At 68.9% G+C, this 25,541-nt stretch carries 24 protein-coding genes and 1 riboswitch; of the genes, 7 read left to right on the top strand and 17 right to left on the bottom strand.

Annotated elements, in window-relative coordinates; all coding sequences use genetic code 11:
* Positions 1-38: 38 nt before the first annotated feature.
* A complete protein-coding gene (locus tag INQ41_RS02320; protein WP_193985899.1) occupies positions 39-1,616 on the bottom strand; it encodes a M20/M25/M40 family metallo-hydrolase in 1,578 nt (525 codons plus the stop codon).
* A 115-nt stretch (positions 1,617-1,731) separates the two neighbouring features.
* Positions 1,732-2,778, bottom strand: a complete 1,047-nt coding sequence (locus INQ41_RS02315; protein ID WP_193985898.1) for an NADP-dependent oxidoreductase — start codon at positions 2,776-2,778, stop codon at positions 1,732-1,734.
* A gap of 114 nt (positions 2,779-2,892) precedes the next feature.
* Here INQ41_RS02315 and INQ41_RS02310 point away from each other — a divergent pair, with 114 nt between their 5' ends.
* The 4 genes from INQ41_RS02310 to INQ41_RS02295 all read left to right on the top strand — a co-directional run bounded on the left by INQ41_RS02310 (position 2,893) and on the right by INQ41_RS02295 (position 6,903).
* A complete protein-coding gene (locus INQ41_RS02310) occupies positions 2,893-3,963 on the top strand; it encodes a DUF5694 domain-containing protein (RefSeq protein WP_193987164.1) in 1,071 nt (356 codons plus the stop codon).
* 93 nt (positions 3,964-4,056) lie between these two features.
* Positions 4,057-4,983 carry a drug/metabolite exporter YedA gene (gene yedA, locus INQ41_RS02305; RefSeq protein ID WP_193985897.1) on the top strand — a complete coding sequence of 309 codons (927 nt, stop codon included), beginning with the start codon at positions 4,057-4,059 and terminating at the stop codon, positions 4,981-4,983.
* Between the two features lie 64 nt (positions 4,984-5,047).
* Positions 5,048-6,298 carry an MFS transporter gene (locus INQ41_RS02300; protein WP_228076673.1) on the top strand — a complete coding sequence of 417 codons (1,251 nt, stop codon included), beginning with the start codon at positions 5,048-5,050 and terminating at the stop codon, positions 6,296-6,298.
* Between the two features lie 119 nt (positions 6,299-6,417).
* The gene (locus tag INQ41_RS02295) at positions 6,418-6,903 is read left to right on the top strand and encodes an asparaginase domain-containing protein (protein WP_193985896.1); all 486 of its coding nucleotides are present in this window, start codon (positions 6,418-6,420) and stop codon (positions 6,901-6,903) included.
* A 33-nt stretch (positions 6,904-6,936) separates the two neighbouring features.
* Here the strand turns inward: INQ41_RS02295 and thiL are convergent, their stop codons facing one another.
* The 6 genes from thiL to INQ41_RS02265 all read right to left on the bottom strand — a co-directional run bounded on the left by thiL (position 6,937) and on the right by INQ41_RS02265 (position 11,510).
* The gene (gene thiL, locus INQ41_RS02290; protein WP_193985895.1) at positions 6,937-7,920 is read right to left on the bottom strand and encodes a thiamine-phosphate kinase; all 984 of its coding nucleotides are present in this window, start codon (positions 7,918-7,920) and stop codon (positions 6,937-6,939) included.
* A gap of 60 nt (positions 7,921-7,980) precedes the next feature.
* Positions 7,981-8,442 (bottom strand): transcription antitermination factor NusB, encoded by a 462-nt coding sequence (nusB, locus tag INQ41_RS02285; protein WP_193985894.1) that lies wholly within the window; start codon positions 8,440-8,442, stop codon positions 7,981-7,983.
* Positions 8,439-8,906: a 6,7-dimethyl-8-ribityllumazine synthase gene (gene ribH / locus INQ41_RS02280; protein ID WP_193985893.1), complete on the bottom strand. Its 468-nt coding sequence runs from the start codon at positions 8,904-8,906 to the stop codon at positions 8,439-8,441. Before ribH ends, nusB begins: the two co-directional genes overlap by 4 nt.
* 69 nt (positions 8,907-8,975) lie before the next feature.
* Positions 8,976-10,091 carry a 3,4-dihydroxy-2-butanone-4-phosphate synthase gene (gene ribB, locus INQ41_RS02275; RefSeq protein WP_193985892.1) on the bottom strand — a complete coding sequence of 372 codons (1,116 nt, stop codon included), beginning with the start codon at positions 10,089-10,091 and terminating at the stop codon, positions 8,976-8,978.
* Complete coding sequence (locus INQ41_RS02270; protein WP_193985890.1) at positions 10,088-10,702, bottom strand: riboflavin synthase; 615 nt, start codon at positions 10,700-10,702, stop codon at positions 10,088-10,090. The genes ribB and INQ41_RS02270 overlap by 4 nt, the downstream gene beginning before the upstream one ends.
* A gap of 139 nt (positions 10,703-10,841) precedes the next feature.
* Positions 10,842-11,024: riboswitch (FMN riboswitch) on the bottom strand.
* A 105-nt stretch (positions 11,025-11,129) separates the two neighbouring features.
* Positions 11,130-11,510 (bottom strand): TraR/DksA family transcriptional regulator, encoded by a 381-nt coding sequence (locus INQ41_RS02265; protein ID WP_193985888.1) that lies wholly within the window; start codon positions 11,508-11,510, stop codon positions 11,130-11,132.
* A 186-nt stretch (positions 11,511-11,696) separates the two neighbouring features.
* Between INQ41_RS02265 and INQ41_RS02260 the strand changes: the two genes are divergently transcribed.
* Positions 11,697-13,115: a dihydrolipoyl dehydrogenase gene (locus INQ41_RS02260; protein WP_193985886.1), complete on the top strand. Its 1,419-nt coding sequence runs from the start codon at positions 11,697-11,699 to the stop codon at positions 13,113-13,115.
* On the opposite strand, the gene ribD is transcribed toward INQ41_RS02260, so the two are convergent.
* From ribD to glyA, 3 genes are read right to left on the bottom strand one after another with little or no spacing between them, the layout of a single operon-like run.
* Entirely contained in the window at positions 13,112-14,221 is a 1,110-nt protein-coding gene (ribD, locus tag INQ41_RS02255; RefSeq protein ID WP_193985884.1) for a bifunctional diaminohydroxyphosphoribosylaminopyrimidine deaminase/5-amino-6-(5-phosphoribosylamino)uracil reductase RibD, read from the bottom strand. The genes INQ41_RS02260 and ribD overlap by 4 nt on opposite strands.
* A 43-nt stretch (positions 14,222-14,264) precedes the next feature.
* Entirely contained in the window at positions 14,265-14,789 is a 525-nt protein-coding gene (gene nrdR, locus INQ41_RS02250) for a transcriptional regulator NrdR (protein ID WP_193985883.1), read from the bottom strand.
* Positions 14,790-14,792: 3 nt separating this feature from the next.
* Positions 14,793-16,046: a serine hydroxymethyltransferase gene (gene glyA, locus INQ41_RS02245; RefSeq protein ID WP_193985881.1), complete on the bottom strand. Its 1,254-nt coding sequence runs from the start codon at positions 16,044-16,046 to the stop codon at positions 14,793-14,795.
* A gap of 189 nt (positions 16,047-16,235) precedes the next feature.
* On the opposite strand from glyA, the gene ettA reads away from it, so the two are divergent.
* Both ettA and pyrF read left to right on the top strand, forming a co-directional pair.
* A complete protein-coding gene (gene ettA / locus INQ41_RS02240; protein ID WP_193985879.1) occupies positions 16,236-17,903 on the top strand; it encodes an energy-dependent translational throttle protein EttA in 1,668 nt (555 codons plus the stop codon).
* Between the two features lie 87 nt (positions 17,904-17,990).
* Positions 17,991-18,818, top strand: coding sequence for an orotidine-5'-phosphate decarboxylase (pyrF, locus tag INQ41_RS02235; RefSeq protein WP_193985877.1), 828 nt, complete (start codon positions 17,991-17,993; stop codon positions 18,816-18,818).
* Between the two features lie 3 nt (positions 18,819-18,821).
* Here the strand turns inward: pyrF and INQ41_RS02230 are convergent, their stop codons facing one another.
* The 6 genes from INQ41_RS02230 to INQ41_RS02205 all read right to left on the bottom strand — a co-directional run bounded on the left by INQ41_RS02230 (position 18,822) and on the right by INQ41_RS02205 (position 25,525).
* On the bottom strand, positions 18,822-19,739 hold the full coding sequence (locus tag INQ41_RS02230) for a glycosyltransferase (protein WP_228076672.1): 918 nt from the start codon (positions 19,737-19,739) through the stop codon (positions 18,822-18,824).
* A 66-nt stretch (positions 19,740-19,805) separates the two neighbouring features.
* Positions 19,806-22,067: a type II secretion system secretin GspD gene (gene gspD / locus INQ41_RS02225; RefSeq protein ID WP_193985875.1), complete on the bottom strand. Its 2,262-nt coding sequence runs from the start codon at positions 22,065-22,067 to the stop codon at positions 19,806-19,808.
* A 28-nt stretch (positions 22,068-22,095) separates the two neighbouring features.
* Positions 22,096-22,884, bottom strand: a complete 789-nt coding sequence (locus tag INQ41_RS02220) for a dihydrolipoyllysine-residue succinyltransferase component of 2-oxoglutarate dehydrogenase complex (RefSeq protein ID WP_193985873.1) — start codon at positions 22,882-22,884, stop codon at positions 22,096-22,098.
* Positions 22,874-23,518 carry a type II secretion system protein GspM gene (gspM, locus tag INQ41_RS02215; protein ID WP_193985872.1) on the bottom strand — a complete coding sequence of 215 codons (645 nt, stop codon included), beginning with the start codon at positions 23,516-23,518 and terminating at the stop codon, positions 22,874-22,876. The genes INQ41_RS02220 and gspM overlap by 11 nt, the downstream gene beginning before the upstream one ends.
* Positions 23,493-24,686 carry a PilN domain-containing protein gene (locus INQ41_RS02210; protein ID WP_193985870.1) on the bottom strand — a complete coding sequence of 398 codons (1,194 nt, stop codon included), beginning with the start codon at positions 24,684-24,686 and terminating at the stop codon, positions 23,493-23,495. The genes gspM and INQ41_RS02210 overlap by 26 nt, the downstream gene beginning before the upstream one ends.
* Entirely contained in the window at positions 24,683-25,525 is an 843-nt protein-coding gene (locus tag INQ41_RS02205; protein ID WP_193987161.1) for a type II secretion system minor pseudopilin, read from the bottom strand. Before INQ41_RS02205 ends, INQ41_RS02210 begins: the two co-directional genes overlap by 4 nt.
* Between the last annotated feature and the right edge of the window lie 16 nt (positions 25,526-25,541).

Here is a 25,541-nt window from a genome sequence, read left to right as displayed (position 1 = left end):
GACCCGCGATGGATGCGGGTCCCGGGCAGGTGGTTGGTTCAATCGTTTTCCAGCAACGGCTTGCGCGGCAGCGGTTCGTCGCGCGTCGCCGCGTGCCAGGCAAACGACGCCACGATCGCCGCAGCCTGCTTCAGGTCCTCGGGCTGGATGTGGTCCCAGGTGTCCAGGTGGCTGTGGTGGACGTTGCTGAAGTAGTCGAGCCGGTCCTGGATGAACTGGAAGCCGGGCAGCCCCACGGCGTCGAACGCGATGTGGTCGGTGCTGCCGGTGTTGCGGGTGGCCACGTTGGTAGCGCCGACATCGTGGAACGGCTTGAGCCAGGCCTCGAAGATCGGCACCGCCGCCAGGTTCTCCTGGGCGTAGATGCCGCGGAAACGCCCGCTGCCGTTGTCCATGTTGAAGTAGGCCGAGAAACGGTCGTAGTCGCGCTTCTTCTGCAGCGCGCCGGTCGGCTCGCGCAGTGAAGCGGGCAGCGCCTTCTGCGCCGGGTCGGTGGGCTCGGGATAGGCCGCGAAGTTGCGCGCGACGTAGTCCTGCGAGCCGATCAGTCCCTGCTCCTCGCCGCTCCACAGCGCCACCCGGATGGTGCGCTCGGGCCTCGCGCCCACCGCCTTGAGGATGCGCATGGCCTCCATCATCACCGCCACGCCGGCGGCGTTGTCGGCCGCGCCGGTGCCGGTGTGCCAGGAGTCCATGTGCGCGCCGAGCATGACGATCTCGCCAGCCTTGCGGCCGCGTCCGGGGATCTCGGCAATGGTGTTGTAGCCGGGCTGGTTGGTCTCATCGGTGAAACGGGCGTCGACGTTCACGCGCAGGCGCACGGTCTGCTCGGCCTTGAGCGCGCGCACCAGCGGGTTGAAGTGCTCGGCGATCATCGCCAGCTCCGGGATGCCGACCGGCTCGCCGGCCTTGCGCGAACCGCCGCCGGCCACGCGGATGATGCCGTTGTCCCAGCCGCTGATGCTGATCGCCGCCAGCGCGCCTTCCTCGACGAAGAAACTGTTGACCGCCTTGGCCAGTTCCTGCCGCTCGCTGTACTTCTTGATCCGCTCGGCACGGTCGGCAGCCGCGGTCTTGGGCACGGTGAACTGCTGCAGCCCTTCCAGCGACGTAGCGTCGTGGCGGTGCGAGTCCGGCTCGGTGCCGCGCTTGTAGTCGCGCGCCTCGCCCACCAGCAGGACCTTGCCGCCGAGCTTGCCGCGGTACTTCTCCAGGTCGGCCAGCTTCTTGATCTCGACCTGCACCAGCTCGCCTTCCACCGGGCCGTTGGTGCCCGGGGTCCAGGCCTTGGGCAGGGCGTGCAGCTGCTGCGCGCGGTCGCCGAGCATCTCCACGCTGGCCGTGCTGAATTCCCAGCCGCGGCCGAAGTCGTCGAAAGCGTCGTCGTGGACGTTGGCCAGACCCCACTCGTTGAACTTCCCGCGCGTCCAGGCATTGGCCTCGGCCATCTGCGGCGAGTTGGCCAGGCGCGGCCCGATCGACTCGGTCAGATGACTCAGGGTGGCCATCACCTGCGAGCGATGGAACGCTTCCTGACGGATGCGGCTGACCATGTCCAGGTCCACCGGCTCCTGCGCAACGGCAACGCCGCCCACGCCCAGACACAACACCAACATGCAGCGTTTGATCACTTCATCCCCTTTGCGCATACGCGGATCGACTCGGACGATCGAGTCTAGGGGCGGGCCGGCGGGCCTTCGCCGGCCAATAGTCATGCAGCGTGGTGAACCGTCAGGCAGGTGTGTCGCTGGTCGCGATCCGGACTACCAGCTTGCCGAAGTTGCGGCCCTCCAGCAGGCCGATGAATGCCTGCGGTGCATTCTCCAGACCGTCGACGATGTCCTCGCGGTATTTGATCTTGCCGTCCCGCACCCAGTCGGCCATGACCGCGAGGAACTCGCCGTAGCGGTCGCCGTAGTCATCAAAGATGATGAAGCCCTGCATTTTGATGCGCCTGGTCAACAACGTGCGCGCCAGCAGTCCGAGCCGATCCGGACCGGGCGGCAGCGCGGTGTCGTTGTAGTTCGCGACCAGCCCGCACACCGGAATCCGCGCCTTGGGATTCAGCAACGGCAGCACCGCATCGAACACCGCGCCACCGACATTCTCGAAATAGACATCGATGCCGTCCGCGCAGGCCGCTGCCAGCCGCGCAGGGAAGTCGCCGGCGCGGTGATCGATGCAATCGTCGAAGCCCAACTCGTCGATCACGTAACGGCACTTTTCCGCGCCGCCGGCGATACCCACGATCCGGCAACCCTTCAACTTGGCGATCTGGCCGACCACCGAGCCGACCGCGCCACTGGCGGCGGCCACCACCACCGTATCGCCGGCCTTGGGCTGGCCGATGTCGAGCAGGCCCATGTAGGCGGTGAAGCCGGGCATGCCGAGCACGCCCAGGGCCAGCGACGGCCGCGCCATGTCCGCACCCAGCCGGCTCACGCCACTGCCATCGGACAGCGTGAAGTCCTGCCAGCCGCCATAGGCCAGCACCAGATCGCCAACGCGGTAATCGGGGTGGCGCGAGGTTTCCACCCGCGCCACGGTGCCCGCACCCATGACCTCGCCGATCCCCACGGGCGCGGCATACGAGGGCGCATCGCTCATGCGCCCGCGCATGTACGGATCCAGCGAGAGGTACAGATTGCGCAGCAGCACCTGACCTTCCGCTGGTGCCGAAACCGCGGTTTCCAGCATTTTGAAGTCGGATGCGGTGGGTGCGCCAACCGGGCGGGAGGCCAGCGTGATCTGGCGGTTGACGGTTCTGGTCTGGGACATCGTGGTTACCTTCGGAGGGTCGGGATACGGGTGGAAAAGGGATTGTTCGGGCGCGGCTGTCCCGACTACCTTTACGCGTACATCCAATGGGAGCAAACCGTGAAGAAACGATGGGTGATTGTCGGGTTGTCGTTGGCTTTGGGATGGCTCGGTGTGGCCCAGGCGCAGGTCGACCTGTCCGCGCTGGACAAAGACATGGCAGGCCCCCGGGCACAGGTATTGGTACTGGGCAGCGTGCACCTTTCCGAGATGGCGAAAGGCTTCCAGCCCGAATCACTGGAACTGGTGCTGGAGCGATTGGCGGCCTTCAAACCCGAGATCATCACCATCGAGGCGATCTCCGGCGAAAGCTGCGACCTGATGGCGCGCCATCCGACGGTCTACGGCCCGGAACGCATCTCCCCGTACTGCGGTAAAACCGATGAAGCCAGAGCCGCGACCGGCCTGGATGTCCCGGCGGCGATCGCCGCGGTGAGCAAAACCTTGGCGGATTGGCCGACGCAACCCGGCCCGGCAGCGCGCCGGCATCTGGCGGCGCTGTTTCTGGCCGCGAACGAGCCGACCTCGGCATTGACTCAATGGCTGCAGCTGGCGGAAGCCGAGCGGCGCGTTGGCAATGGGCTGGACGATGCGCTGGTGGTGCGGCTGGACAAGCTCGCAACCAGCAACAGCGAGGACTCCCAGATTGCGGCACGGCTGGCCGCCCGGCTGGGATTGCAGCGTGTATTTCCGGTCGACGATCACACCGGCGACAACGCCGCGATACCGGACGCGGAGGTGGGTGCTTACGCCAATGCCATCCGGCAGGCATGGAAGTCCGCCGAAGCACAGACGCAGCCCCTGCGCCAGCACGAGGACGAACTCAAGAAAAATGGCGACCTGCTGGCGTTGTACCGCTACATCAACCGTCCGGACGTCCGCCGCGTGCAGGCCGACAGCGACTTCGGCGCCGCGATGCGCGAGGCGTCGCCGGGGCAATACGCGCAGATCTATGTCGCCGGCTGGGAGACCCGCAACCTGCGCATGGTGGCCAATATCCGCGCGGCGTTCCGCGAGCAGCCGGGTGCGCGCGTGCTGTCGATCGTCGGCGCGTCCCACAAACCGTGGTTCGACAGCCTGCTGGGGCAGATGCAGGGCGTCGACATCGTCAACGTGGAAACGGTGTTGCGCCCCCCATCCGGGTGACGCAGTGCGACGCCATCGCGGGGCCCTCCTTTGCGGCACTCGTGCCGGTGCAGCGGTCAGCGGACAATGACCACCCATCCACGGCACGTCGTCATGTCCGAATCCCCGCTCCCGAACACGGCGGCACCGCCTTCCGAGCCAACCGGCCTGCTGGAGCCGAAGGTGTTGATCCCGCTCGCGTTGCTGGCGTTGTATCTGGTCTGGGGCTCGACCTATCTCGGCATCCGCTACGCGCTGGAGAGTTACCCGCCGTTCCTGCTGGCCGGGTTGCGGTTCACGGCTGCCGGCGTGCTGCTGTTCGCGTTCCTGCGCTGGCGCGGGCATGCGTTGCCGACCCGTCTGCAATGGCGCAATGCGGCGATCACCGGCGTATTGCTGCTCGGGTTCGGCAACGGTCTGGTCTGCTTCGCCGAGGAGCGCGTGAGCTCCGGGATTGCCGCGGTCGCGATTTCGAGCATGCCGTTGTTTGCCGCGGCGTTTGGCGTGCTTTTCGGCCAGTGGCCGACCCGCCGCGAAGGCCTCGGCCTGCTGGTCGGCTTTGTCGGCGTGATCGTGCTCAACACCGGCAGCAATCTGTCCGGCGAAATCGTCGGCGCGGCGGCGTTGTTGATGGCGGCGGCGTGCTGGGCATTCGGCTCGGTGTGGAGCCGGCGCCAGGACATGCCGGCCGGACCGATGAACACCGCGGCGCAGATGCTGTGCGCCAGCGTCGCCCTGCTGGCGGTCGGCTTCGCCAGCGGCGAGACCCTGCCGGCCAACCCCAGCCTGAAGGCCACGCTGGCCGTGGCCTATCTGGCGGTGTTCGGCTCGATCCTCGCGTTCAGCGCTTATCTGTATGTCCTCAAGCATGCGCGGCCGGCGGTGGCGACCAGTTACGCCTACGTCAACCCGCCGGTAGCCGTCCTGCTGGGCGTGCTGCTGGTGGGCGAGACAGTGGGCCCGTTCGATCTGGCCGGCATGGCGATCATCCTCGTTGGCGTGGCGGTGATCACCCTCTCCCGCCAGCGCCGGCCCGCCTGAGGTGCCGCAGGCGCCCCGAGCGGACCGGGGCTTGTGCTAGCGTGAGCGGCCATCCGAGTCCGGTTTGCGCCAGTCCGTGATTGCCGCCGTACGCCCCCTGCTGTCGTTGTTGATCGGCGTTGCCCTGCTGCTGGCCGGAAGCGGCCTGCTCAGTACGCTGGTCGCCGTGCGCGGCGGACTGGAGGGCTGGGACGACCAGGTCATCGGCCTGATCATGTCGGCCTACTTCGGCGGCTTCTTCCTGGGCACGTTCGCGGCGCCCAAGCTGATCCGCCGCATCGGCCACGTCCGCTCGTTCGCGTTCTACGCCTGTCTGTGCGCAACCGTGGTGCTGCTGCATCCGATCTTCGTCGAACCCTGGACCTGGGCCGCGCTGCGGCTCCTCAGCGGGGTGGCGCTGGTCGGCCTGTACACGGTCATCGAGAGCTGGCTCAACGCGTCGGCCGCAGCCGAACAGCGCAGCCGGATATTCGCCCTCTACATGGCCATCAACCTGTTCGCGCTGGCGGCCGGGCAGTGGCTGCTCGGGGTGTTTTCGCCGCTGCTGTTCATTCCCTTCAGCCTGGTCGCGATCCTGATCTGCCTGGCGGCGCTGCCGGTGACGTCCAGCCGCATGGTCCAGCCCGACACCCCGGCCAGTGTGCACCTTCGGTTGCCGCAGCTGTACCGCCTGGCGCCGGCGGCAAGCACTGGCGCGTTGCTGGGCGGGCTGGCGCTCGGCGCGTTCTGGGGCATGTCGGCGGTGTACGCCACCGGCATCGGCCTGGACCTGGCCGGCGTGTCGGCGCTGGTCAGCGTGACGATCCTGGGTGGCGCCCTTTTGCAGCTGCCCATTGGCCGGCTCTCCGACCGCGGCGACCGCCGCACGGCGCTGGTCTTCATCTGCGCGCTCGCCGCCGTCCTCGCTGGCCTGATCATGATCAGCGCGGGGGCGAACACCTGGGTATTGCTGAGCCTGTTCTTCGTGTTTGGCGGCTTGTTGTTTGCGGTCTACCCGGTCTGCGTGGCGCACCTGCTGGACCACCTGCCCAACGAGCATGTCCTAGCCGGCTGCAGCAGCCTGCTGCTGCTCAACGGCATCGGCTCGGCGATCGGGCCGGCGATTGCCGGCACCCTGATGGCTCGGCTGGGGCCGCAGGCCTTGCCGGCGTTCTTCGTTGTCACCCTGCTGTTGCTGGCGGTGGTGGTGGGCGGACGCCGCCTGCTGCGCCAGCGCGACCGCGGCGAACCGGCCCAGTTCCACGCGATGCTGCGCACCACTCCGTCGGCGCTGGAACTGCTGCCGGAAACCGACAGCGACGAGGTCGAAGCCTGACGTCCTGACCGGCGCGGCGCGTGGATCCGGTTGAGTGCCGGCAGCCGGCCGAATGCGGCCGGTCGGGAGTGCGGCTGGACGCGCCTATAATTGGCGGTCCCCTCCAGCCCGGACGCTCCATGGACCAGCTCTGCATCGTCACCACCGGCGGCACCATCGACAAGATCTACTTCGATGACAAGTCGGACTACCAGATCGGCGAGCCGCAGATCGGCCGCATCCTGGAGGAGCTGGGCGTGGCTTTCCGCTACCGCGTCATCCCGATCCTGCGCAAGGATTCCCTGCACCTGGACGACGGCGACCGCGAACTGATCCGCGCGACCATCGCCGCGCAGGACCTCCGCCACGTGCTGGTGACCCACGGCACCGATTCGATGGTGGAAACGGCCAAGGTCCTGGCCGGCATCGAGGGCAAGACGATTGTGTTGACCGGCGCCCTCAACCCGGCGCGCTTCCACGGCTCCGATGCGGTGTTCAACATCGGTACCGCCGTGGGCGCGGTGCAGTCGCTGCCCGGGGGTGTGCACATCGCCATGAACGGCCGCATCTGGGATCCCGCGCACGTGCGCAAGAACGTCGACGCCAACCGCTTCGAGCCGCTCTGAGCGTTTGAGCGAGACCGCATCGGCCGCGCCGATTCAGTCGGAGAAATGCACCCAACCCGTGCGTTCGGGCACCCAGGGAGCATCGTCGGCGTCGACGCCGGCCACCTGGGTGCCTGCGACCATTCGGCCGATACGGGTCACTGGCGTGCCGGTCTGCACCGCGATCGCTTCAATCTGCGCGCGGGCGCCCGCCGGTGCGGTGAAACACAGCTCGTAATCGTCGCCACCGGATGCCTGCAGCGTGCGGCGGGCCGTGGTGTCGAACCCCAGCGCCAGGGCCGGCGAGGCCGGCAGTGCATCCACCTCGAGCACGGCGCCCAGCCCGCTTGCCTTGCACACGTGGCCGAGGTCGGACCACAGGCCGTCGGAGATATCGATCGCCGCGTGGGCGACCCCGACCAGCCCCAGGCCAAGCGCCACGCGCGGCTGCGGCCGGTCCAGACGCTCGCGCAGCTCGGCCAGGGGACTGGCGTTCGTGTCCCCGCCTGCAATCGCACCGGCATCGGCTTTGCCCATCAGCACAAGCGCGGCCGCGGCGTCGCCCAGGGTGCAGCTGACCCAGATGTCGTCCCCCAGCTGCGCACCGCTGCGCCGCAGGGCGCGGCCCGGCTCCAACAATCCGTGCACGGTCACGCCGATCGAGAGCGGTCCGCGCGTGGTGTCGCCGCCAATCAGCGCGATTGCGTGTTGTCCGGCAAGGGCCAGGAAACCGTCCAGGAAGCTGTCCAGCCAGACCGGATCATCGCCGGGAATCGACAGTGACAGCGTGCACCAGGCAGGCTGCGCGCCCATGGCGGCAAGATCGGACAGGTTTACCGCCAGCGCCTTCCAGCCGATATCGAACGGCGCGGTGTGCAGCGGGAAATGCACGCCGGCATTGAGCGTGTCGGTGCAGATGACCAGCTCGCGGTCCGCCGGCACCCGCACCACCGCCGCGTCATCGCCGATGCCCAGCACCACGTCCGCGCGGGAAGGCGCGCGCGAGCGGATCCGCTCAATCAGGTCGAACTCGGCCATGCGCCCTCCTCGTTCCGATGCGGACGGGCTGACCGGCCTGCGTGCGCGGCGATGCCCGGCTCAGCGCCGGGACGCGCCGACTTCCACCGCACGCCACTGCGCGGCGGCATGGTCGAGCACGCCATTGACGTAGGTGTGGCCGTGCTCGGCGCCGAAGCGCTTGACCGACTCGATCGCCTCGTTGATGACCACGCGGTAGGGCACGTCGGGGCGGTGCTGCAGCTCATAGGCCGCGATCCGGAGCACGGCCAGTTCGATGGCGTCGACCAGGCCGATCTCCCGGTCCAGGAAAGGCGCCAGGCTGTCGTCGAGCTCCGCGCGGTGCTTGGCTACGCCATGCACGAGGTCCTCGAAGTACGCCAGGTCGGCGACCTCGCGGGCCTGTTCATGGGCGAACTGGCTGACGATCTCGTTGGCGCGGGAGCCCGACATCTGCCACGCGTAAAGTGCCTGCAGCGCACGCCGGCGCGCGCGCGAGCGCCCGATCGGATCGATGCCACCGGGGCGTCGACGCTGGTTCATGCCAGGCGCTCCATCAGGTTGCTCATTTCCAGCGCTGCCATTGCCACTTCCTCGCCCTTGTTGCCGTGGTTGCCGCCGGCGCGTGCCTGCGCATCCTCATGCCGTTCGACCGCCAGCACGCCGTTGCAGACCGGCACGCCGGTATCCAGCGCGACGCGCATCAGGCCTTCCGAGCAGCCATCGGCGACCTGCTCGTAGTGGCGCGTGTCGCCGCGCACCACGCAGCCCAGGGCCACGATCGCCACATGTTTGCCGGCGGTGGCGAGCTGCCGCGCAGTGACCGGGATCTCCCACGCGCCGGGCACCCGCACCACGTCGATGGCTTCCTCGGTGACGCCGTGCTCGGCAAACGCCTTGCGCGCCGCCTCGACCAGGCTGTCGGTGATGCGGGGATTCCAGCGGCTGGCGATGATCGCGAAACGCGCGCCGTCGGGGCTGCGCAGATCGCCTTCGATATGGGACATGGGAACGAACGCCTTGTAGGTAAGCGGCATCGCGCTGTTGCGCGACCGGACAGTTTAGCGCGCGCCGGGTTAGCGCGGCCCGGCGTCGACGTACTCGACCACCTCCAGGCCGAAGCCGGCCAGGCCGACCTGCTTGCGCGGCGTGCCCATCACCCGCAGCCGGCCCAGCCCCAGGTCGGCGAGGATCTGGCTGCCGGCGCCGTTGCGACGCCACTCGTGCAGCGTCTCGCCCTCGCTGGCCGGCGGCGGCGCCTGGTCGGCGGCATGGCGGATGCGCGCGAGCAAGGCGTCGGTGTCGGCGCGATCCTCCAGCAACACCAGCGCACCGCGACCCGCCGCGGCGATCGCGGCAAGCACGTCGCCGACGGCCGGACCGAAGTCCGGGCGACGCCAGCGCAGCCCGTCGGCGAGCGGATTCTGCACCTGCACGCGCACCAGCGTGGGCACTGACGGATCCGCCTCGCCCAGGGTCAGTGCGAAATGCAGGCCATGGCTCAGCCGGTCGCGGTAGCTCATCAGCTGGAACAGGCCGTGCTCGGTCTCGATCGTGCGCGAATCGACGCGCTCCACGGTGTGCTCGGTTTCCAGCCGGTAGCGGATCAGGTCCTCGATGGAGCCGATCTTCAGGCCGTGCTCGGCGGCGAACACCTCCAGCTCCGGGCGGCGGGCCATGGTGCCGTCGGCGTTGAGGATCTCCACCAGCACCCCGGCCGGCTCCATGCCCGCCATCATCGCCAGATCGGCGGCCGCCTCGGTGTGGCCGGCGCGGCTGAGCACGCCGCCGGGCTGGGCCTGCAACGGGAAGATGTGGCCGGGCTGGTTGAGGTCGCTGGCCGAGGCGTCCGGCCGCACTGCGGTACGCACCGTGTGTGCGCGGTCGTAGGCCGAGATGCCGGTGGTGACGCCCTCGGCGGCCTCGATGCTGACGGTGAAGTTGGTGTGGTGCTGGGAGGTGTTGTCGCGGACCATCGGCGGCAGGCCCAGCTGGCGGCAGCGCTCGCGGGTCAACGACAGGCAGACCAGGCCGCGTGCGTGGGTGACCATGAAGTTGATGTCGGTCGGCTTGACCAGCTCGGCGGCCATGATCAGGTCGCCCTCGTTCTCGCGGCCCTCGTCATCGACGATCACGACCATGCGGCCGGCGCGGATCTCTTCCAGCAGTTCGGGGATGGGGGCGAAACTCATGACGTGGCTCCGTTGGCATCGGCGTGGCCCAGCAGGCGCTCGACATAACGCGCCACCAGATCGATTTCCAGGTTGACCGCATCACCCACGTGGGTGGCGGCAAAGGCGGTGTGGGAGACCGTGTGCGGGACCAGGGCGACCGCGAAACCGCTCGCATCGACCTCGTTCACCGTCAGGCTGACCCCGTCCACGCAGATCGAGCCCTTGCGCGCGATGTAGCGCATCAGATCGGCCGGCGCGGTGAACCGCCAGCGCTGGGCGCGGCCATCGTCGGTGATCGCCGCGACCGCGCCGACGCCGTCGACGTGACCGCTGACCATATGGCCGCCGAGCCGGTCGGTCGGACGCATCGCACGCTCCAGGTTGACTGGCGCGCCCACGGCCAGTCGGCCCAGGGTGGTCAGGGCGAGCGTTTCGGTGGATGCGTCGGCCTGGAAGGAGTCGGCGTCAAACTCGACCACGGTCAGGCAGGTGCCGTTGACGGCGATGCTCTCGCCCAGCGCCACCGCGTCGAACGCCAGCGAGCCGACCTCGATGGTGAGCCGGGCGTCACCGCCGACGGCCTCGCGCGCCGCGATGCGGCCGACGCCTTCAATGATGCCGGTAAACATCAGCGCGCCTCCCGCTGCACAACGCAGGAACAGGGACGGCGAAGGAAATAGGCAGCTCTGGACATGGATCGTTTCCCGCGTAGGAGGTCTGCGAAAAACGCCACAAGGCATGGCGTGCGCACGGCACAGGGCCATGCGCAGCCGTCTTCTTTCATCCGGACTGTGACCGTCGGCTCCGGAATCGGACCGGATCTGCTGACCCCCTGCATCGGCCTTGGCCGGTACCGGAGCGCTCGCGGGCTTGTCGTGGCGATCGGTCATGGTGACCGGCTGCCGGCGACCTACCGCCGGTGGGGAATCGCACCCCGCCCTGAAGACGTTACGTGTGCCCTCGCGGATGCGAGGACGGTTCGATTCTAGCAGTGGGCGAGCGCCGGGACGCCGCGCGGGGTGGAACGGTGCAACCCGCGGGGCGGCGCTCAGCTTGTCAGCGCTGCGCCCGCTTGGCTTCGTGGACCTGCTGGCACGCAAGGCAGCGCTTGGCCGTCGGATAGGCCTCGAGGCGCTCGTACGGAATCGCCACGTCGCAGTCGATGCAGATCCCGTAGGTGCCGTCAGCCATGCGCGCGCGGGCCGCGAAAATGTCCTGCAGCTCGACCGCGTCGCGCTTGGCGTCGGCGTTGTTGATGTCGGTCACCAGCGAGGCCAGCGACTCATCACCGGCGTCGGAGGTGCCGGACAGCAACTCGTCGTAGCCCTCCACGCGCATGCGCCTGAGTCCGGCGCGGATTTCCTCGCGCAGCACCGGCTCACGCTCGTCCATCATTTTTGCGAGGTGCTCGCGCTGGCTACTGGCCAGACTCGTCATGGTTCGGCTCCTGTCCCCGGCGCGGTCGCAGACGGACCTTGCCGGGTGGTGGATGCGATCACGGCGGCGGATCGCGGTCCCCGAGCATAGCGAACCCCGAAACCCGTCCTGTGAGGCACTCCCTCGACCGATGGCTCATCGACGGACCGTCATACTGGCCGGCCAACCGTTCAAGGGAGCCCCAACATGACACGACGCGTCCGCATCGCGATCCTCGGCGCCGGGACTGCCGGCCTGACAGCGCTCAAGGAGGCCCAGCGCTACACCGACGACGTGCTGCTGATCAACCACGGCCCCTACGGCACCACCTGCGCGCGGGTCGGCTGCATGCCGTCCAAGGCGCTGATCGAGGTCGCCCACACCTACGCGCGCAAGGACTGGCTTGGCACGGTCGGCATCGACGGCACCAGAGGCCTGAAGCCGGATCTGCAAATCGTCATGGCGCACGTGCGCACGCTGCGCGACCGCTTCACTGCCGGCTCGATCCAGATCGCCCAGGACCTGGGCGATCGCAGCATCCGCGGCAAGGCGCGCTTCATCGATGCCAACACGCTGGAGGTCGACGGCGAGATGATCCACGCCGACGCCGTGATCATCGCCACCGGTACCCGCCCGATCGTGCCCGACGCATGGCGCGCCATCGGCGACAGGCTGGTCACCTCCGACGAGGTGTTTGAACTGGTGTCGCCCGGTCAGCGCCTGGGTGTGGTCGGGCTAGGCCCGATCGGCGTCGAGCTGGCGCAGGCATTCGCGCAGCTGGGGTGCGAGGTCCACGGGTTCACCAAGGGCGGCCAGATCGCCGGGCTGAAGGATCCCGAGGTCAACGCCAGCCTGCTGGCCGCGCTCGGCCAACAGATGTCGATCAGCACCGACGTGGAGATGTCGGTGCGCGCTGACGGAAATGGGGCGGTGATCGACGATGGCAAACGGAGCGTCGTCGTGGACTGGGTGCTCGCGGCAATCGGCCGGCAACCCAACATCGAGGGTCTCGGCCTGGACACCCTCGGCGTCGAACTCGACGAGCGCGGCATGCCGGCCTTCAATCCCAAAACCTTGCAGGTGGGCGACCTGCCGGTCTACATCGCCGGCGATGTGAGCGGACAGCGCCCGCTGCTGCACGAGGCTGCCGATGAGGGACGCATCGCCGCTTACCACGCGCTGCATCCCGAAGCCGATTGCCTGATGCGTCGCGCACCGCTGGGCATCGTTTTTACCGAACCGGGTGCCGGCCAGGCCGGGCTGTCCTACAGCGAGTTGCCGGAGTCCGGCGTCGTGGTCGGCAAGATCGACTACAGCCGCCAGGGCCGCGCGGTGATGGCCGGGCGCAACGCCGGAGTGCTGCACATCTACGTCGACGCCGGCAACGCCCGGATCCTGGGAGCGGAGGCGGTCGCACCCGACGCCGAGCACCTGCTGCACCTGCTCGCCTGGGCGATCCAGCAGGAGATGACCGTCGATACGATGCTGCACCTGCCCTTCTACCACCCGACGGTGGAGGAAGGCCTGCGCACCGCCCTGCAGTCGGCCCGCCGCGCCTTGAGCAAGCGCCGCGAGCAACCCGACCTGCCGCTGTGCCGCCCGGCGATCGACTGGGCGCTGGGCTAGCCTGGACGCGCCCCTGACGGGCGCGGACGCAGCAGCACCCGGATGTCCTCACCCAGCAGCCGGGTCTCGACCGTCTCCATGCGCATCACCTGGTCCATGTGGTCGACGTTGAGGCCGTCGAACAGCGGTCGCGCGTTCGAGCCCAGCAGGACCGGCGCGACGTACAGCAGGACCTCATCGGCCAGTCCGGCCTCCAGGAAGGCGGCCGCCAGCGTGGCGCCCGCTTCGACCATCACCTCGTTGATGCCCCGATCGGCGAGCAGCTTGAGCACCGCCGCCAGATCAAAGCGGCCCGCTTTCACCGGCACCACCGCCAGCTGCGCGCTGATGCCGCGAGCGAGCTTGGTGTCGGGAGCGTGGATGTACAGCGTCGGTGCATCGCCCTCGCGCACCTTGCCGCGCGCGATGGTCGCCAAGCCGGGATCCAGCACCACGCGCAGGGGCGGTACGAACGCGATGTCCTCGTCCAGTCGCACCGTCAGCGACGGGTCATCGGCCAGCACCGTGCCGGCGCCGGTGAGGATGGCCCCGGCGCGGGCGCGCCAGTGCTGCACGTCATTGCGCGAGGCCGGTCCGCTGATCCATTTCGACTCGCCGTTGGCCAGCGCGGTGCGTCCGTCCATGCTCGCCGCCAGCTTGATCCGGACCCACGGCCGGCCCCGGCCCAGTCGCGACAGGTAGCCGCGGTTGAGCGCGCGCGCCTGGTCTTCCATCAGGCCTTCCGCGACCTCGATGCCGGCCTCGCGCAGGCGCTCGAAGCCCGCACCGTCGACCTGTGGGAACGGGTCGCGCATCGCCGCGACCACGCGCGACACACCGGCGGCGATCAAGGCATCCGCGCACGGGCCCGTACTGCCGGTATGCGCGCACGGCTCCAGCGTCACGTACACGGTTGCACCCTTGGCCCGCTTGCCGGCCTCCTGCAGGGCCAGCACCTCGGCATGGCCTTCGCCGGCGCGCTGGTGCCAGCCCTCGCCGACCACCTCGTCGCCCTTGACGATGACGCAGCCGACCATCGGGTTGGGCCGGGTGGTGTAGGCGCCGCGCTCGGCCAGGCGCAGCGCGCGCGTCATCATCAGGTGGTCGGTGGCGGTGAACTCGGGCATCAACACAGGTTCCTGCAGTTAAGGGGTGCGACCAAGGTCCGGCTCAACGTTTGCGCGTGGCCGACGGCAGCGGGTCGTCACCGCCGCCCAGCAGCGGCAATTGCTCGTCGCCGGAGTTGTCGCTCTCCAGCCGGTCGAGCTCGTCGCGGAAATCGGCCACGTCCTGGAACGCCCGGTACACCGAGGCGAAGCGCACGTAGCCCACGTGGTCGAGCTTGCGCAGCTCGCCCATGACGAACTCGCCGACGCGAATCGAGGACAGCTCACGCTCCGTGGTGCGGCGCAGCTGGTGCACCACCGCGCGCACCGCCGCCTCGATCTGCTCCTCAGCCACCGGCCGTTTCTGCAGGGCGCGGTCAAACCCGGCGCGCAGCTTGCGGGCATCGAACGCCTCGCGCCGGCCATCGGACTTGATGATCACCGGCAGCTTCAGCTCGATCGTCTCAAGGGTCGAGAACCGCTCACCGCAGGCCTCGCAGACGCGACGGCGGCGGATCGTCGCGCCGTCATCGGACACCCGCGAGTCGATGACGCGGGTGTCTACGTGCTGGCAGAAGAGGCAGTGCAAGGCTCAACCGTAGACCGGGAACTGGGCGCACTGCTGCGTGACGTTTTCACGCACCGCGGCGATGACCTGCTCGTCGTTGGGGTTGTCGAGCACGTCGCAGATCCAATTGGCCAGGGCGACGCAGTCCGGCTCGCGATAGCCGCGGGTGGTCACCGCCGGGGTGCCGATGCGCAGGCCCGAGGTCACGAACGGCTTGGCCGGGTCGTTGGGCACGGCGTTCTTGTTGACGGTGATGTGGGCCTTGCCCAGCGCCGCCTCCGCGTCCTTGCCGGTGATGCCCTTGCCGATCATGTCGATCAGCATCAGGTGATTCTTCGTGCCGCCGGAGACGATCTTGTAGCCGCGATGGAGGATGGTTTCCGCCATCGCCTGGGCGTTCTTGACCACCTGCTGCTGGTAGGCCTTGAACTCGGGCTCCAGCGCTTCCTTGAAGGCCACCGCCTTGGCCGCGATCACGTGCATCAGCGGGCCGCCCTGCAGGCCGGGGAAGACGATGCTCTGCAGCTTCTTGACCAGGTCCTCGCTCGGGTTCTTGGCCAGGATGATGCCGCCGCGCGGGCCGCGCAGGGTCTTGTGGGTCGTCGAGGTCACCACGTGCGCGTGCGGCAGCGGGTTGGGGTACACGCCGGCGGCGATCAGGCCGGCCACGTGGGCCATGTCGACGAAGAAGATCGCGCCCACCTTGTCGGCGATCTCGCGCATCCGCGCCCAGTCCACCACCTGCGAGTAGGCACTGAAGCCGCCGATCAGCATCTTCGGTTTGTGCTCGAGCGCCACGCGCTCCATCTCGTCGTAGTCGATCATTCCCGCGTCATCGACGCCGTACTGGACGATGTTGAACAGCTTGCCGCTGATGTTGACCTTGGCGCCGTGGGTGAGGTGGCCGCCGTGGGCCAGGCTCATGCCGAGAACGGTATCACCGGGCTGCAGCAGCGAGAAATACACCGCCTGGTTGGCCTGCGAACCCGAGTGCGGCTGCACGTTGGCGTAGTCGGCGCCGAACAGTTCCTTCAGCCGGTCGATCGCCAGTTGCTCTGCGATGTCGACGAACTCGCAGCCGCCGTAATAGCGCTTGCCGGGGTAGCCCTCGGCGTACTTGTTGGTCAGCTGGCTGCCCTGCGCCTCCATCACCCGCGGGCTGGCGTAGTTCTCGCTGGCGATCAGCTCGACGTGGTCTTCCTGGCGGCGGTTCTCGTCGGCGATGGCCTGGGCGAGTTCGGGGTCAAAACCTTCGATGCGTGCGTCGCGCGGGAACATGGTCACTCCAGGAGCGGATGAGGGCGGTAGTCGCCCAGTTTAGCCTCCGCTGCGGCGCGTCGCCCACGCCGGGCTGCTTGGGGATTGCCGGCCCTGCAAAAAGCCTGTAGATGCGCGATAATGATCGGCTAATTCTTTTCGATCGCCCTGCCGCGTGCCGGGCATGGTCGCCTGTCTGCGGAGCACCCCATGTCAGCGCAATACATCTACACCATGAACGGTGTCAGCAAGACCGTTCCGCCCAAGCGCGAGATCATCAAGGACATCTCCCTGTCCTTCTTCCCCGGCGCCAAGATCGGCCTGCTCGGACTGAACGGCTCCGGCAAGTCGACCGTGCTCAAGATCATGGCCGGCGTCGACCAGGACTTCAGCGGCGAGGCGCGCGCGGCCAAAGGCATCAAGGTCGGCTACCTCGCCCAGGAGCCGCAGCTCAACCCCGAACACACCGTGCGCCAAGCGGTCGAGGAAGGCTTGGGCGAGGTGATCAATGCGCAGGCCGCGCTGGACCGGGTGTACGAGGCCTACGCGGAGGAAGACGCCGACTTCGACAAGCTCGCCGCCGAGCAGCAGCGCCTGGAGGCGATCCTCGCCGCCGGCGATGCGCACACGCTGGAGCACCAGCTGGAAGTGGCCGCCGACGCGCTGCGCCTGCCGCCGTGGGAGGCGATCGTGGGCAAGCTGTCGGGTGGCGAGAAGCGCCGCGTGGCGCTGTGCCAGCTGCTGCTGCAGAAGCCCGACATGCTGTTGCTGGACGAGCCGACCAACCACCTGGACGCCGAGTCGGTGGAATGGCTGGAGCAGTTCCTGGCCCGCTACAGCGGCACCGTCGTGGCCGTCACCCATGACCGCTACTTCCTCGAGAACGCGGCCGAGTGGATCCTGGAGCTGGACCGCGGCCGCGGCATCCCGTGGAAGGGCAACTACACCGCGTGGCTGGAGCAGAAGGGCGAGCGCCTGAAGCAGGAAGAATCTGGTGAGAAGGCCCGCCAGAAGGCGCTGGCCAAGGAGCTGGAATGGGTGCGCAGCAACGCCAAGGGCGGCCGCACCAAGGGCAAGGCGCGACTGGCGCGCTTCGAGGAGCTCAACTCGGTCGAGTACCAGAAGCGCAACGAGACCAACGAGATCTTCATCCCGCCCGGCGAGCGCCTGGGCAACTCGGTGATCGAGTTCAAGAACGTCTCCAAGTCCTTCGGCGACCGCCTGCTGATCGACGACCTGAGCTTCATCATCCCGCCCGGCGCGATCGTCGGCATCATCGGCCCCAACGGTGCCGGAAAGTCGACCCTGTTCAAGATGATCACCGGCCAGGAAACCCCTGACAGCGGCGAGATCATCAAGGGCCCGTCGACCAACATCGCCTATGTCGACCAGAGCCGCGACAAGCTGGAAGGCAACCACAACGTGTTCCAGGAAATCTCCGGCGGCGCCGACATCCTCAACATCAACGGCACCGAGATCCAGTCGCGCGCCTACCTGGGCCGCTTCAACTTCAAGGGCCAGGACCAGCAGAAGCTGGTGGGCACCCTGTCGGGCGGTGAGCGCGGCCGCCTGCACCTGGCCAAGACCCTGCTGCAGGGCGGCAATGTGCTGCTGCTGGACGAGCCGTCCAACGATCTGGACGTGGAGACCCTGCGTGCGCTGGAAGACGCGCTGCTGGAGTTCCCCGGCTGCGCGGTGGTGATCAGCCATGACCGCTGGTTCCTGGACCGCATCGCGACCCACATCCTCGCCTTCGAGGGCAATTCGCACGTGGAGTATTTCCAGGGCAACTACCGCGAGTACGAGGAAGACAAGAAACGTCGCCTCGGCGAGGAAGGCGCCCAGCCCAAGCGCCTGCGTTTCAAGGCGCTGAAGTAAGCGCGCTGAAGTAGGCGCACGCGAAAGCACGCACCCGCATGCCCGCCGCGCCGGTGGGCGTGCGCGCACCGACACCAGGAGAGGACGATGGGCTTCATGCAGGCACTGCGGCAGCGCTGGACGGCGGCCGATTCGCTGGTCTGTGTCGGGCTCGATCCGGAGCCGTCCAGGTTCCCGGCGCGCTTCGCCGATGACCCCGATGCGGTGTTCCATTTCTGCCGTGACATCGTCGACGCGACCGCCGAGCACGTCTGCGCGTTCAAGCCGCAGATCGCCCACTTTGCCGCGCTGGGTGCCGAAGATGCCCTGCAACGGCTGATCGCGCATATCCACGAGCGTCACGCGGGAATCCCGGTGATCCTGGACGCCAAGCGCGGCGACATCGGCAGCACCGCGCAGCACTACGCGAGCGAGGCGTTCGAGCGCTACCGCGCCGATGCGGTGACCGCCAACCCTTATCTGGGCCGTGACTCCGTGCAGCCGTTCCTGGACCGCGGCGACCGCGGCGTGGTGATCCTGTGCCGCACCTCCAATCCCGGCGCAAGCGACCTGCAGGACCTGCCGGTCGCCAACGACGATGGCGGCACCCGGCCGCTGTACCAGCGCGTCGCCGAGATGATCGCGCGCGACTGGAACGGGCACGGCAACTGCATGCTGGTGGTGGGCGCGACCTGGCCGGGCCAGCTGCGCGAGGTGCGCGCGATCGTCGGCGACATGCCCTTCCTGGTGCCCGGAGTCGGCGCGCAGGGCGGCGACGTGCAGGCGGTGGTCAGCAACGCTCGGACCGACGATGGCAGCGGGCTGGTGGTCAGCTCCTCGCGCGCCGTGCTGTACGCCTCGAGCGGGGATGACTTCGCCCATGCCGCGGCCGCCGCGGCGCGCACGCTGCGCGAGCAGATCAACCGCTACCGCTGAGGCTCAGGTCCGGCTGGACAGCATCGCCCGGACCACCGCGAACGGAAACCGGGCCCAGATGAGGGCAAACACCAGCGCTCGCACGCCGACGCCACGCTGGGCGGCCTCGAACTTGCGGAAGTAGCGCCACAGCCCGCGGTGCTTGTGCCACTCCACGAAGCAGGGATTGGAGCGGCTGGAAACGCCGCGCACGTGCACGACCCGCACCCGGTTCGCGACCGCGAGCTCGACGCCATCGGCGGCCAGCCGGCGGCACAGATCCAGATCCTCCGCATGCAGGCGGTAGGCCTCGTCGAAGCCGCCAATGCGCTCGAAACGCGCCCGCGCGAGGAACATCAGGGCGCCGGAAATCGCCTCCACCGACTGCAGTTCCAGATCGTCGTCGGGCTCGATCGCCAGCGCCTGGGCGTCTCCGGCGTCGCGTCCGCGCAGCCGCGCCGCGACGCCCGCGAGCATTGCCCAAAAATCCGGGGCGCGGCGGCGCGCGGCAGCATCACGTACTCCGGCCTCATCCACCAGATCGACGCCCAGCAGGACCTCGACACCGGCGGCACGGCGTTGCAGCGCAAGCTGACGCAGGCGCGACAGGGTGTCGACTTCCACCAGTGCATCGGGATTGACGAAGGCCAGCCAGCGACACGACGGCGCCTGCGCGGCGATCGCCGCGGCGCCCTGGTTGCAGGCCACTCCGAAGCCGGCGTTGTCGGGGTTGGCGATGAACTGGACGCGCGGATCGGCCACGGCGTGGCGCTGGATCACTTCCACGGTGCCATCGGTGGAGTCGTTGTCGACCACCCGGATCGCCGCCACGCCGGCAGCGTCGCGCAGCCGCGCCAGGCAGTCATCGATGGTGGCCAGGCTCTGGTAGCTGACCACCACCACGCCGATGTCGGCGTCCATCGGCGTTGCGTCCTCAGCCATGCGCGGCGACGCGCGTGGCGCGCGGCACCGACACCCACACCCGCACCGGGCCAGCCGGCACAGGCATCACGGCCGCGCGGGCGGCCGCAGGGGCTGCAGTGCACGGAAGCGGCGGCCGTATTCGTCGGTCAGCTCGCGGGCCTCGTTGGGGTCGCGGATGATCTTGGGCGTCAGCAGGACGATGGTCTCCTCGCGCCGGGTGGTCGAGGTCTGGGTGCCGAACAGACCGCCCAGCACCGGGATCCGGTTCAGGCCCGGGAAGCCGCGCGACCCGCGGGCTGCGCTGTCGCGGATCAGGCCGGCCAGCATCACCGTGTCGCCGCTCTGGATCGCCGCCTCGGTCTTCAGCTTGCGGGTGTCGATGCGCACGTTGCCGAACCGGTCCGGCTCGCCGCCGGGGGCACTGACCTCCTGGACGATGTCGAGAAACACCATGCCGTCCTTGGTGATGCGCGGGCGGACCGTCAGGATCACGCCGGTGTCCAGGTACTGGACCTGGCTGTAGCTGGTGTCGTTGCCGATGCCCGGATTGACCGTCACCGAGGACACCGGGATGCGGCTGCCCACGTTGAAGGTCGCCTCGGCGTTGTTGCGCACCACCACCGAAGGGGTCTGCAGCATGTTGACGTCGGTCACGGCGTCCAGCGCCTTGATCACCGCCGCCGCATTGCGGCCCAGGAACGTCCATGCCAGGCCGCCGGTCGTGCCCTTGGCGTCGCCGACGCTGCCCGCCAGCGTGCTCCATGTGGTGCGACCGAGCGCGCTGGGCAGGTCGTTGTCGGTCACCGCGTTCTCGAAGAACCAGTTGACGCCGTATTCCAGCTCGCCCGACAGCTGCACCTCGACCACCTGGGCCTCGATGTGGACCTGCATCGGCATCACGTCCAGCTGGCCGATCACGTCGCGGATCGACTGCCAGGCCTGCGGCGTGGAACGCACCAGCAGGGCGTTGGTCTCCTCGACCGCCGAGACGCCGACCTTGTCGCCACCGATCTCCAGCGACACGCTGGCGTTGCCGCTGCGGGTGCTCCCGAGGGACAGGCTTGCGCCCCCGCTGCCGCCGCTGCCGCTGCCGCCGCCCTTGTTGCCAAAGCCCATGCTGGAGCCGTCTTCGCCGGAGGTGATTTCCGCAGAATCCAGGCCGGGCATCAGGCTCGGGCCGCGGTCGCTGGCCCCGCTGTCGCCGCCGGCGGACGAGCCGCCGAAGACCTCCGCCAGCCGGTCGGCGAGGTCACGCGCCTTGATGTACTTGAGCTGGTAGGAATACAGCTGCACCGCGCCGCCGGCGCCGTCGATGCGCTCCAGCCATTGCTGGATGTTGTCCAGGTAATCGGGCTGGGAGGTGATCACCATCACCGCATTGGTGCCTTCCAGCGGCATGAACCGGAACATCCCGGCCACCGGTGATTTGCTGTCCTGGCCGAACACCTTCTCCAGGTCCTCCACCACGCGCACCGCCTTGCCTGACTGCAGCGGGTAAACGCCCACCGACATGCCCGCCAGCCAGTCGACGTCGAAGATCTCGATCGTGCGCAGGTAGTTCTGCAGCTCCGCGCGCGTTCCGCCGATGCTGATCACGTTGCGCGAGGCGTCGGTGTCGACGATCGCGTTGGGCCGCGCATAGGGCTCGAGGATCTTCTTCATCTCCTCGGCCGACACGTAGCGCAGCGGCACCGTGCGGACCTCGAAGCCGCGTGCGCTGGCCGCGCCACCGGCGCGCGGTGCAACCGTGCCGGCGAGCGGCTGGTCGGCAGCGACGATGTTGTAGCGGCCGCCGCTGTAGATCATGCGCGCGTTGTTCCAGCCCAGCACCTGGTCCAGCAGGTTGATCGCCTCCGCCGCGCTGACGGGCTTGGGCGTGGCCAGGGTCACCGTGCCCTGCACGCCCGGCGCGATGACGTAGTTCTGCCCCAGCATGTCGCCCAGGATGGCCTTGACCACCGCGTGCAGCGATTCGCCCTCGAAGTTGAAGGTCGCCTCGCCGGTGGTCGCCGGCAGGCCCGGTGGCGGCGAGTTGGCCACCGCCGTATCGATGAAGCGACCCGTGCCGCGCCGGATCTGCGGGCGCGGACCGCCCTGGTGGGTTTCGGCGGGGGTGACACTGCCCAGCGCGTGCGTCTGGACGCCGTCCGCCGCCGGCTGGGCCACCTGCTCGGCGGTGCGCGGCACGGCCTCGCGGCGGATGCTGGGAACCGGCGCGCTGGCACACGCGGCCAGCAACCCCAGCACCACCAGGGCGGCGACAAGCGTGCGCAGCCGCCTGCTGGCCGGCCATGGGCGACGCGGGGGTGACGTCGCGATGGAGATATCGATGGCGTGTTGCTTCATTGCGTGCACTCTATTGGAACGTCAGTGGCTACATTTCGTCTTTGCGCAGGGCGGCGCGGCGGGCTTCAATCCGTTTCCGGATCGAATCCATCTGCGCCTGCGCCGGCTCGCTTGTTTGGGACGGGTCGGCCGCTTCGCCTTCGGGTTCCGTGGGCTGCGGCTCCCGGTTGGGGGAGGCAGCCTCGGGTTGCGGCGTCGCCGGTGGCGGCGAAGCGGATTGTGCAGAGGGCGCACGGGCGGGCTGCGGGCTGCGGCCGGCGCGATTGTCCGGCGCCGGTGCAGCGCCACCTGACGGCAGCGCAGCGCTGGTCGCGACCGGGCCATTGCCGTCGAACAATGCCAGCTCAAGGCTGCGGCGGCCCTGCGGACCTTCGAAAACCGCGCCGCGCGGGCTCACCTCGACCAGGCGCCAGCCCGAGTCCGCCAGTGGTGCATCCAGCTTCACCCGGATCGGCTCGCCGTTCTCGCGCTTGCGGACGATGGCCATCGTGGTGCCCGGCGCAATCAGGACGCTGGTGAGGACGTAGTCGAACTCCCCGGATGGACGCTCGTCCTCGCCGCCTTCCATGAAAAACGGATGCGGACGACGGTCCTTGGCAAACAACGGACGCTCGGCAATGCCCTGGTACTGGTCGAACGGGCCAAGCGCCGGCTGCGTGGGCAGGATGTGCGGCAGCGGGTTCAGCAGGGTCGGGTCGTCCGCCAGCAGCGCCACCCGCCCGCCCATGCCAGCAACGGCCAGCACCCAGGCCAGCAGCGCCCAGCCGGCGACACCGGCGAGCAACCAGGTGCGCGGCCCCACGACATCAAGGCGCATCGCTCACCCCGGCCGTCGTCGGCGCATCCAGGGGCAGCAGATAACCCGCCAGATCAAAGGACACATCCAGGCCGCCCATATCCACCGACTGGTTCCGGCTCAGGTAGAGGGTTTCCGTCAGGATGTTCAGGTTGTCCACAAACAGCCGCGGACTGCCGCTTTCCAGCAGGTACAGCACCCGGCTCAGCTCGAGCGTGCCACAACGCAGGCGGACCTGGGCGACAACGCGCCGATACGACTGGCGGTTGTCGGAATCGAGCGGCGAGCGGTTGGTGATTGCACAGCTGCGATTGCCGGGGCTGGCCTCCGCCACCACCGTTTCCAGGCGCTGGATCAGGCTGGCGGTGGCCAGTTCCGCGTTCGCCTCCGGCAGGAAGCCGGGGGTGTCGGCGTACTGCTCCCTCACCTGGTGCAGGCGTGCGGCCACCTGGGGTGCCTGCTGCAGCTGCATCCGCAGGCGCAACTCGCGTTGCTGCAGGGACTCGATCCGTGCGTCCGCCTCGCGCATCGGAACGGTCCACCACGGATGCACCAGCACACCGTAGGCGATCGCCAGCACGGCCAGCAGCAGACCGGCAGCAAGCCAGCGGTCGCGACGCGACGGCACCTCAGCGGTCGCGTGGTGCAGGCGCATCGGCGGTCTTCGGCGGGGCGGGATTTGTCGGATCGGGTGTTGCTGCGGGAGCGGCGAGGTTGGCGGTCAACGTGAAGCGGTCGCGACCGCTTTGCGGATCAGGCTGCAACGCGCCGGCGAGCGCGGGCGACCGCCACTGCTCGGCCCCCTGCAGTTCGCCGATCAGCGCGGCCGCTTTCGTGCTCAGACCGATCAGCATCAGCTGGTCGCCGTTGATGGAGAGTTTTTCCAGGTAGGTGGTATCGGGCAGCCGCCTGGTGAGTTCATCGAGGATTTCGGTCGTCGGCGCGCGCTCCGCACGCAAGCGATCGAGGAACACCTGTCCTTCCAGCACCGCCGTCAATTGCTGGCGCTGCATGGCCGACCGACGGCCGGCGTCGGCCTGGCTGGCAATGACCTGCTCCAGCGCCGCTGCGGCACTGCGCCGGTTCTCGAGCAGCTGCCACAGCAGGGCGACCGTGGCCAGCAGCGCGACGCCGGCGAGCACGGCATTCCACACAGCCGCCGGATCGCGCCGGCGCCGGCGCTGTTCTGGCGGCAACAGGTTGACCCCCAACGGCGCCCCATCCGTCCCGGCCACGTCGACCCCGGCCAGTTCCGATGCCAACGGCCCCATCGCGGTGCGCTGCTGATCCAGCAGATGCCGCGGCACCACCACCAGTTCCACGTCCAGTTGGCCATCGCTTTCGCGGCGTCCCAGCACGCGCGCATCGAAGGCGACGGCCTCGGCGGTGAACGGGGTTTGCCGGTCGATCTCGAAACCGACCACGTCGCGCAGACGTTCCAGCGCACTTGCCGGCAGGTTGATCCGTCGCGTCAGGCTGCTGGCCGCGGGCAGCAGCAACCAGCGCGGCAGCTCGGCCAGGCGTGGCCCCAGCAAGGACCCCAGCGCATCGCCATCGGCATGGGAGCGGGCGACCAGCGGCGGCAACGGGACCCGCGCCATGTCGATCAGCGCGTCATCGCATTGCCGGCACAGCTGCATTTCGTCCGCGTCGACCTGGAGCAGGACGCGACCGCGGCCGAATCCCAGGGTCTGGCGCAACGCCGGCGGCAGCCCAGCCGCCAGCGAGCGGCCCCACCACGACAGGTAGCCACCCACGCCCGGCACCAGGTGCGTGCCCACGCGCCCCAGTCGGACGCCGATGGTGGAACCTGGCTGGCTCATCGTGGCGAAGCTCCCTCTTCCCAGTACAACGTGGTGTAGGCCGGGCCTGGGCCAACGGGGGGGTTGGTCAGCACGACGGCGCGCAACAGTGAGCGACGGCCGTCGGCCAACTGCGCGCGGCTGTCGATACTATACGTTCCGCCCGCTGCCGAACCGCCGCCCAGACCGGGCGACGCGCCGCCCCCGGCCATGGGCAGTCCGGTGGCGGGATCGACGACGCCGCGTCCGGCGACGATCCGCTCGCCGTCCATGCCCATGGCGTCGAGGACCGGAGCAGCGGCGAAGGCGGGGTCGGGGCGCGGCGAGCGGCTGTAGACCGTCACGTGCGGGGCGATCTTCGCATACAGCTCCGGGGTGAAGCCCAACACCTGCTCCAGTTCGGCGATGCTTTCAAACTCGGCGTCCTTGGCACCGTAGGCGCGCCCGGCCGCCGCGTAGTCGGCGTTCTCGGCGCCGCCCGCGGGCTGGCTCAGCGAATCCGGGTCGCGCCAGTCGATGATCGCCCCGGCCAGGCGCGTGGCCTCGCCCGGATCGCTGCCCAGCACCCGCAGCAGGCCGGCCAGCAGCGTCGCGTCGGCGTGGTTGAGGTCGACCTTGCCACCTTCGGCCACGATCCGCACCTGCACCTGCGCGCCGGCGTACTCCCACTCATAGGGACGCCCGTCGGGCTGCCACTGCACGCGCGGATCGGACTGGGCCAGACGATGCAGCGCGTACTCCAGCCCGGCGCGCGCGGCGGCCTGGGCGTTCATGCCTCGGGCCAGGACCTGGCCTTGCATGTGCTCGACCCGGGCAGTCATCGCGAACGCGCCTACCAGCGCGGTGAGCAGGACGATCATCCACAGCACCAGCAGC

Source organism: Lysobacter ciconiae (assembly GCF_015209725.1).
GTDB classification, from domain to species: Bacteria; Pseudomonadota; Gammaproteobacteria; order Xanthomonadales; family Xanthomonadaceae; genus Novilysobacter; species Novilysobacter ciconiae.
Note: the sequence above shows the minus strand (reverse complement) of the source record. Positions and strands in the feature narration are given on the sequence as shown.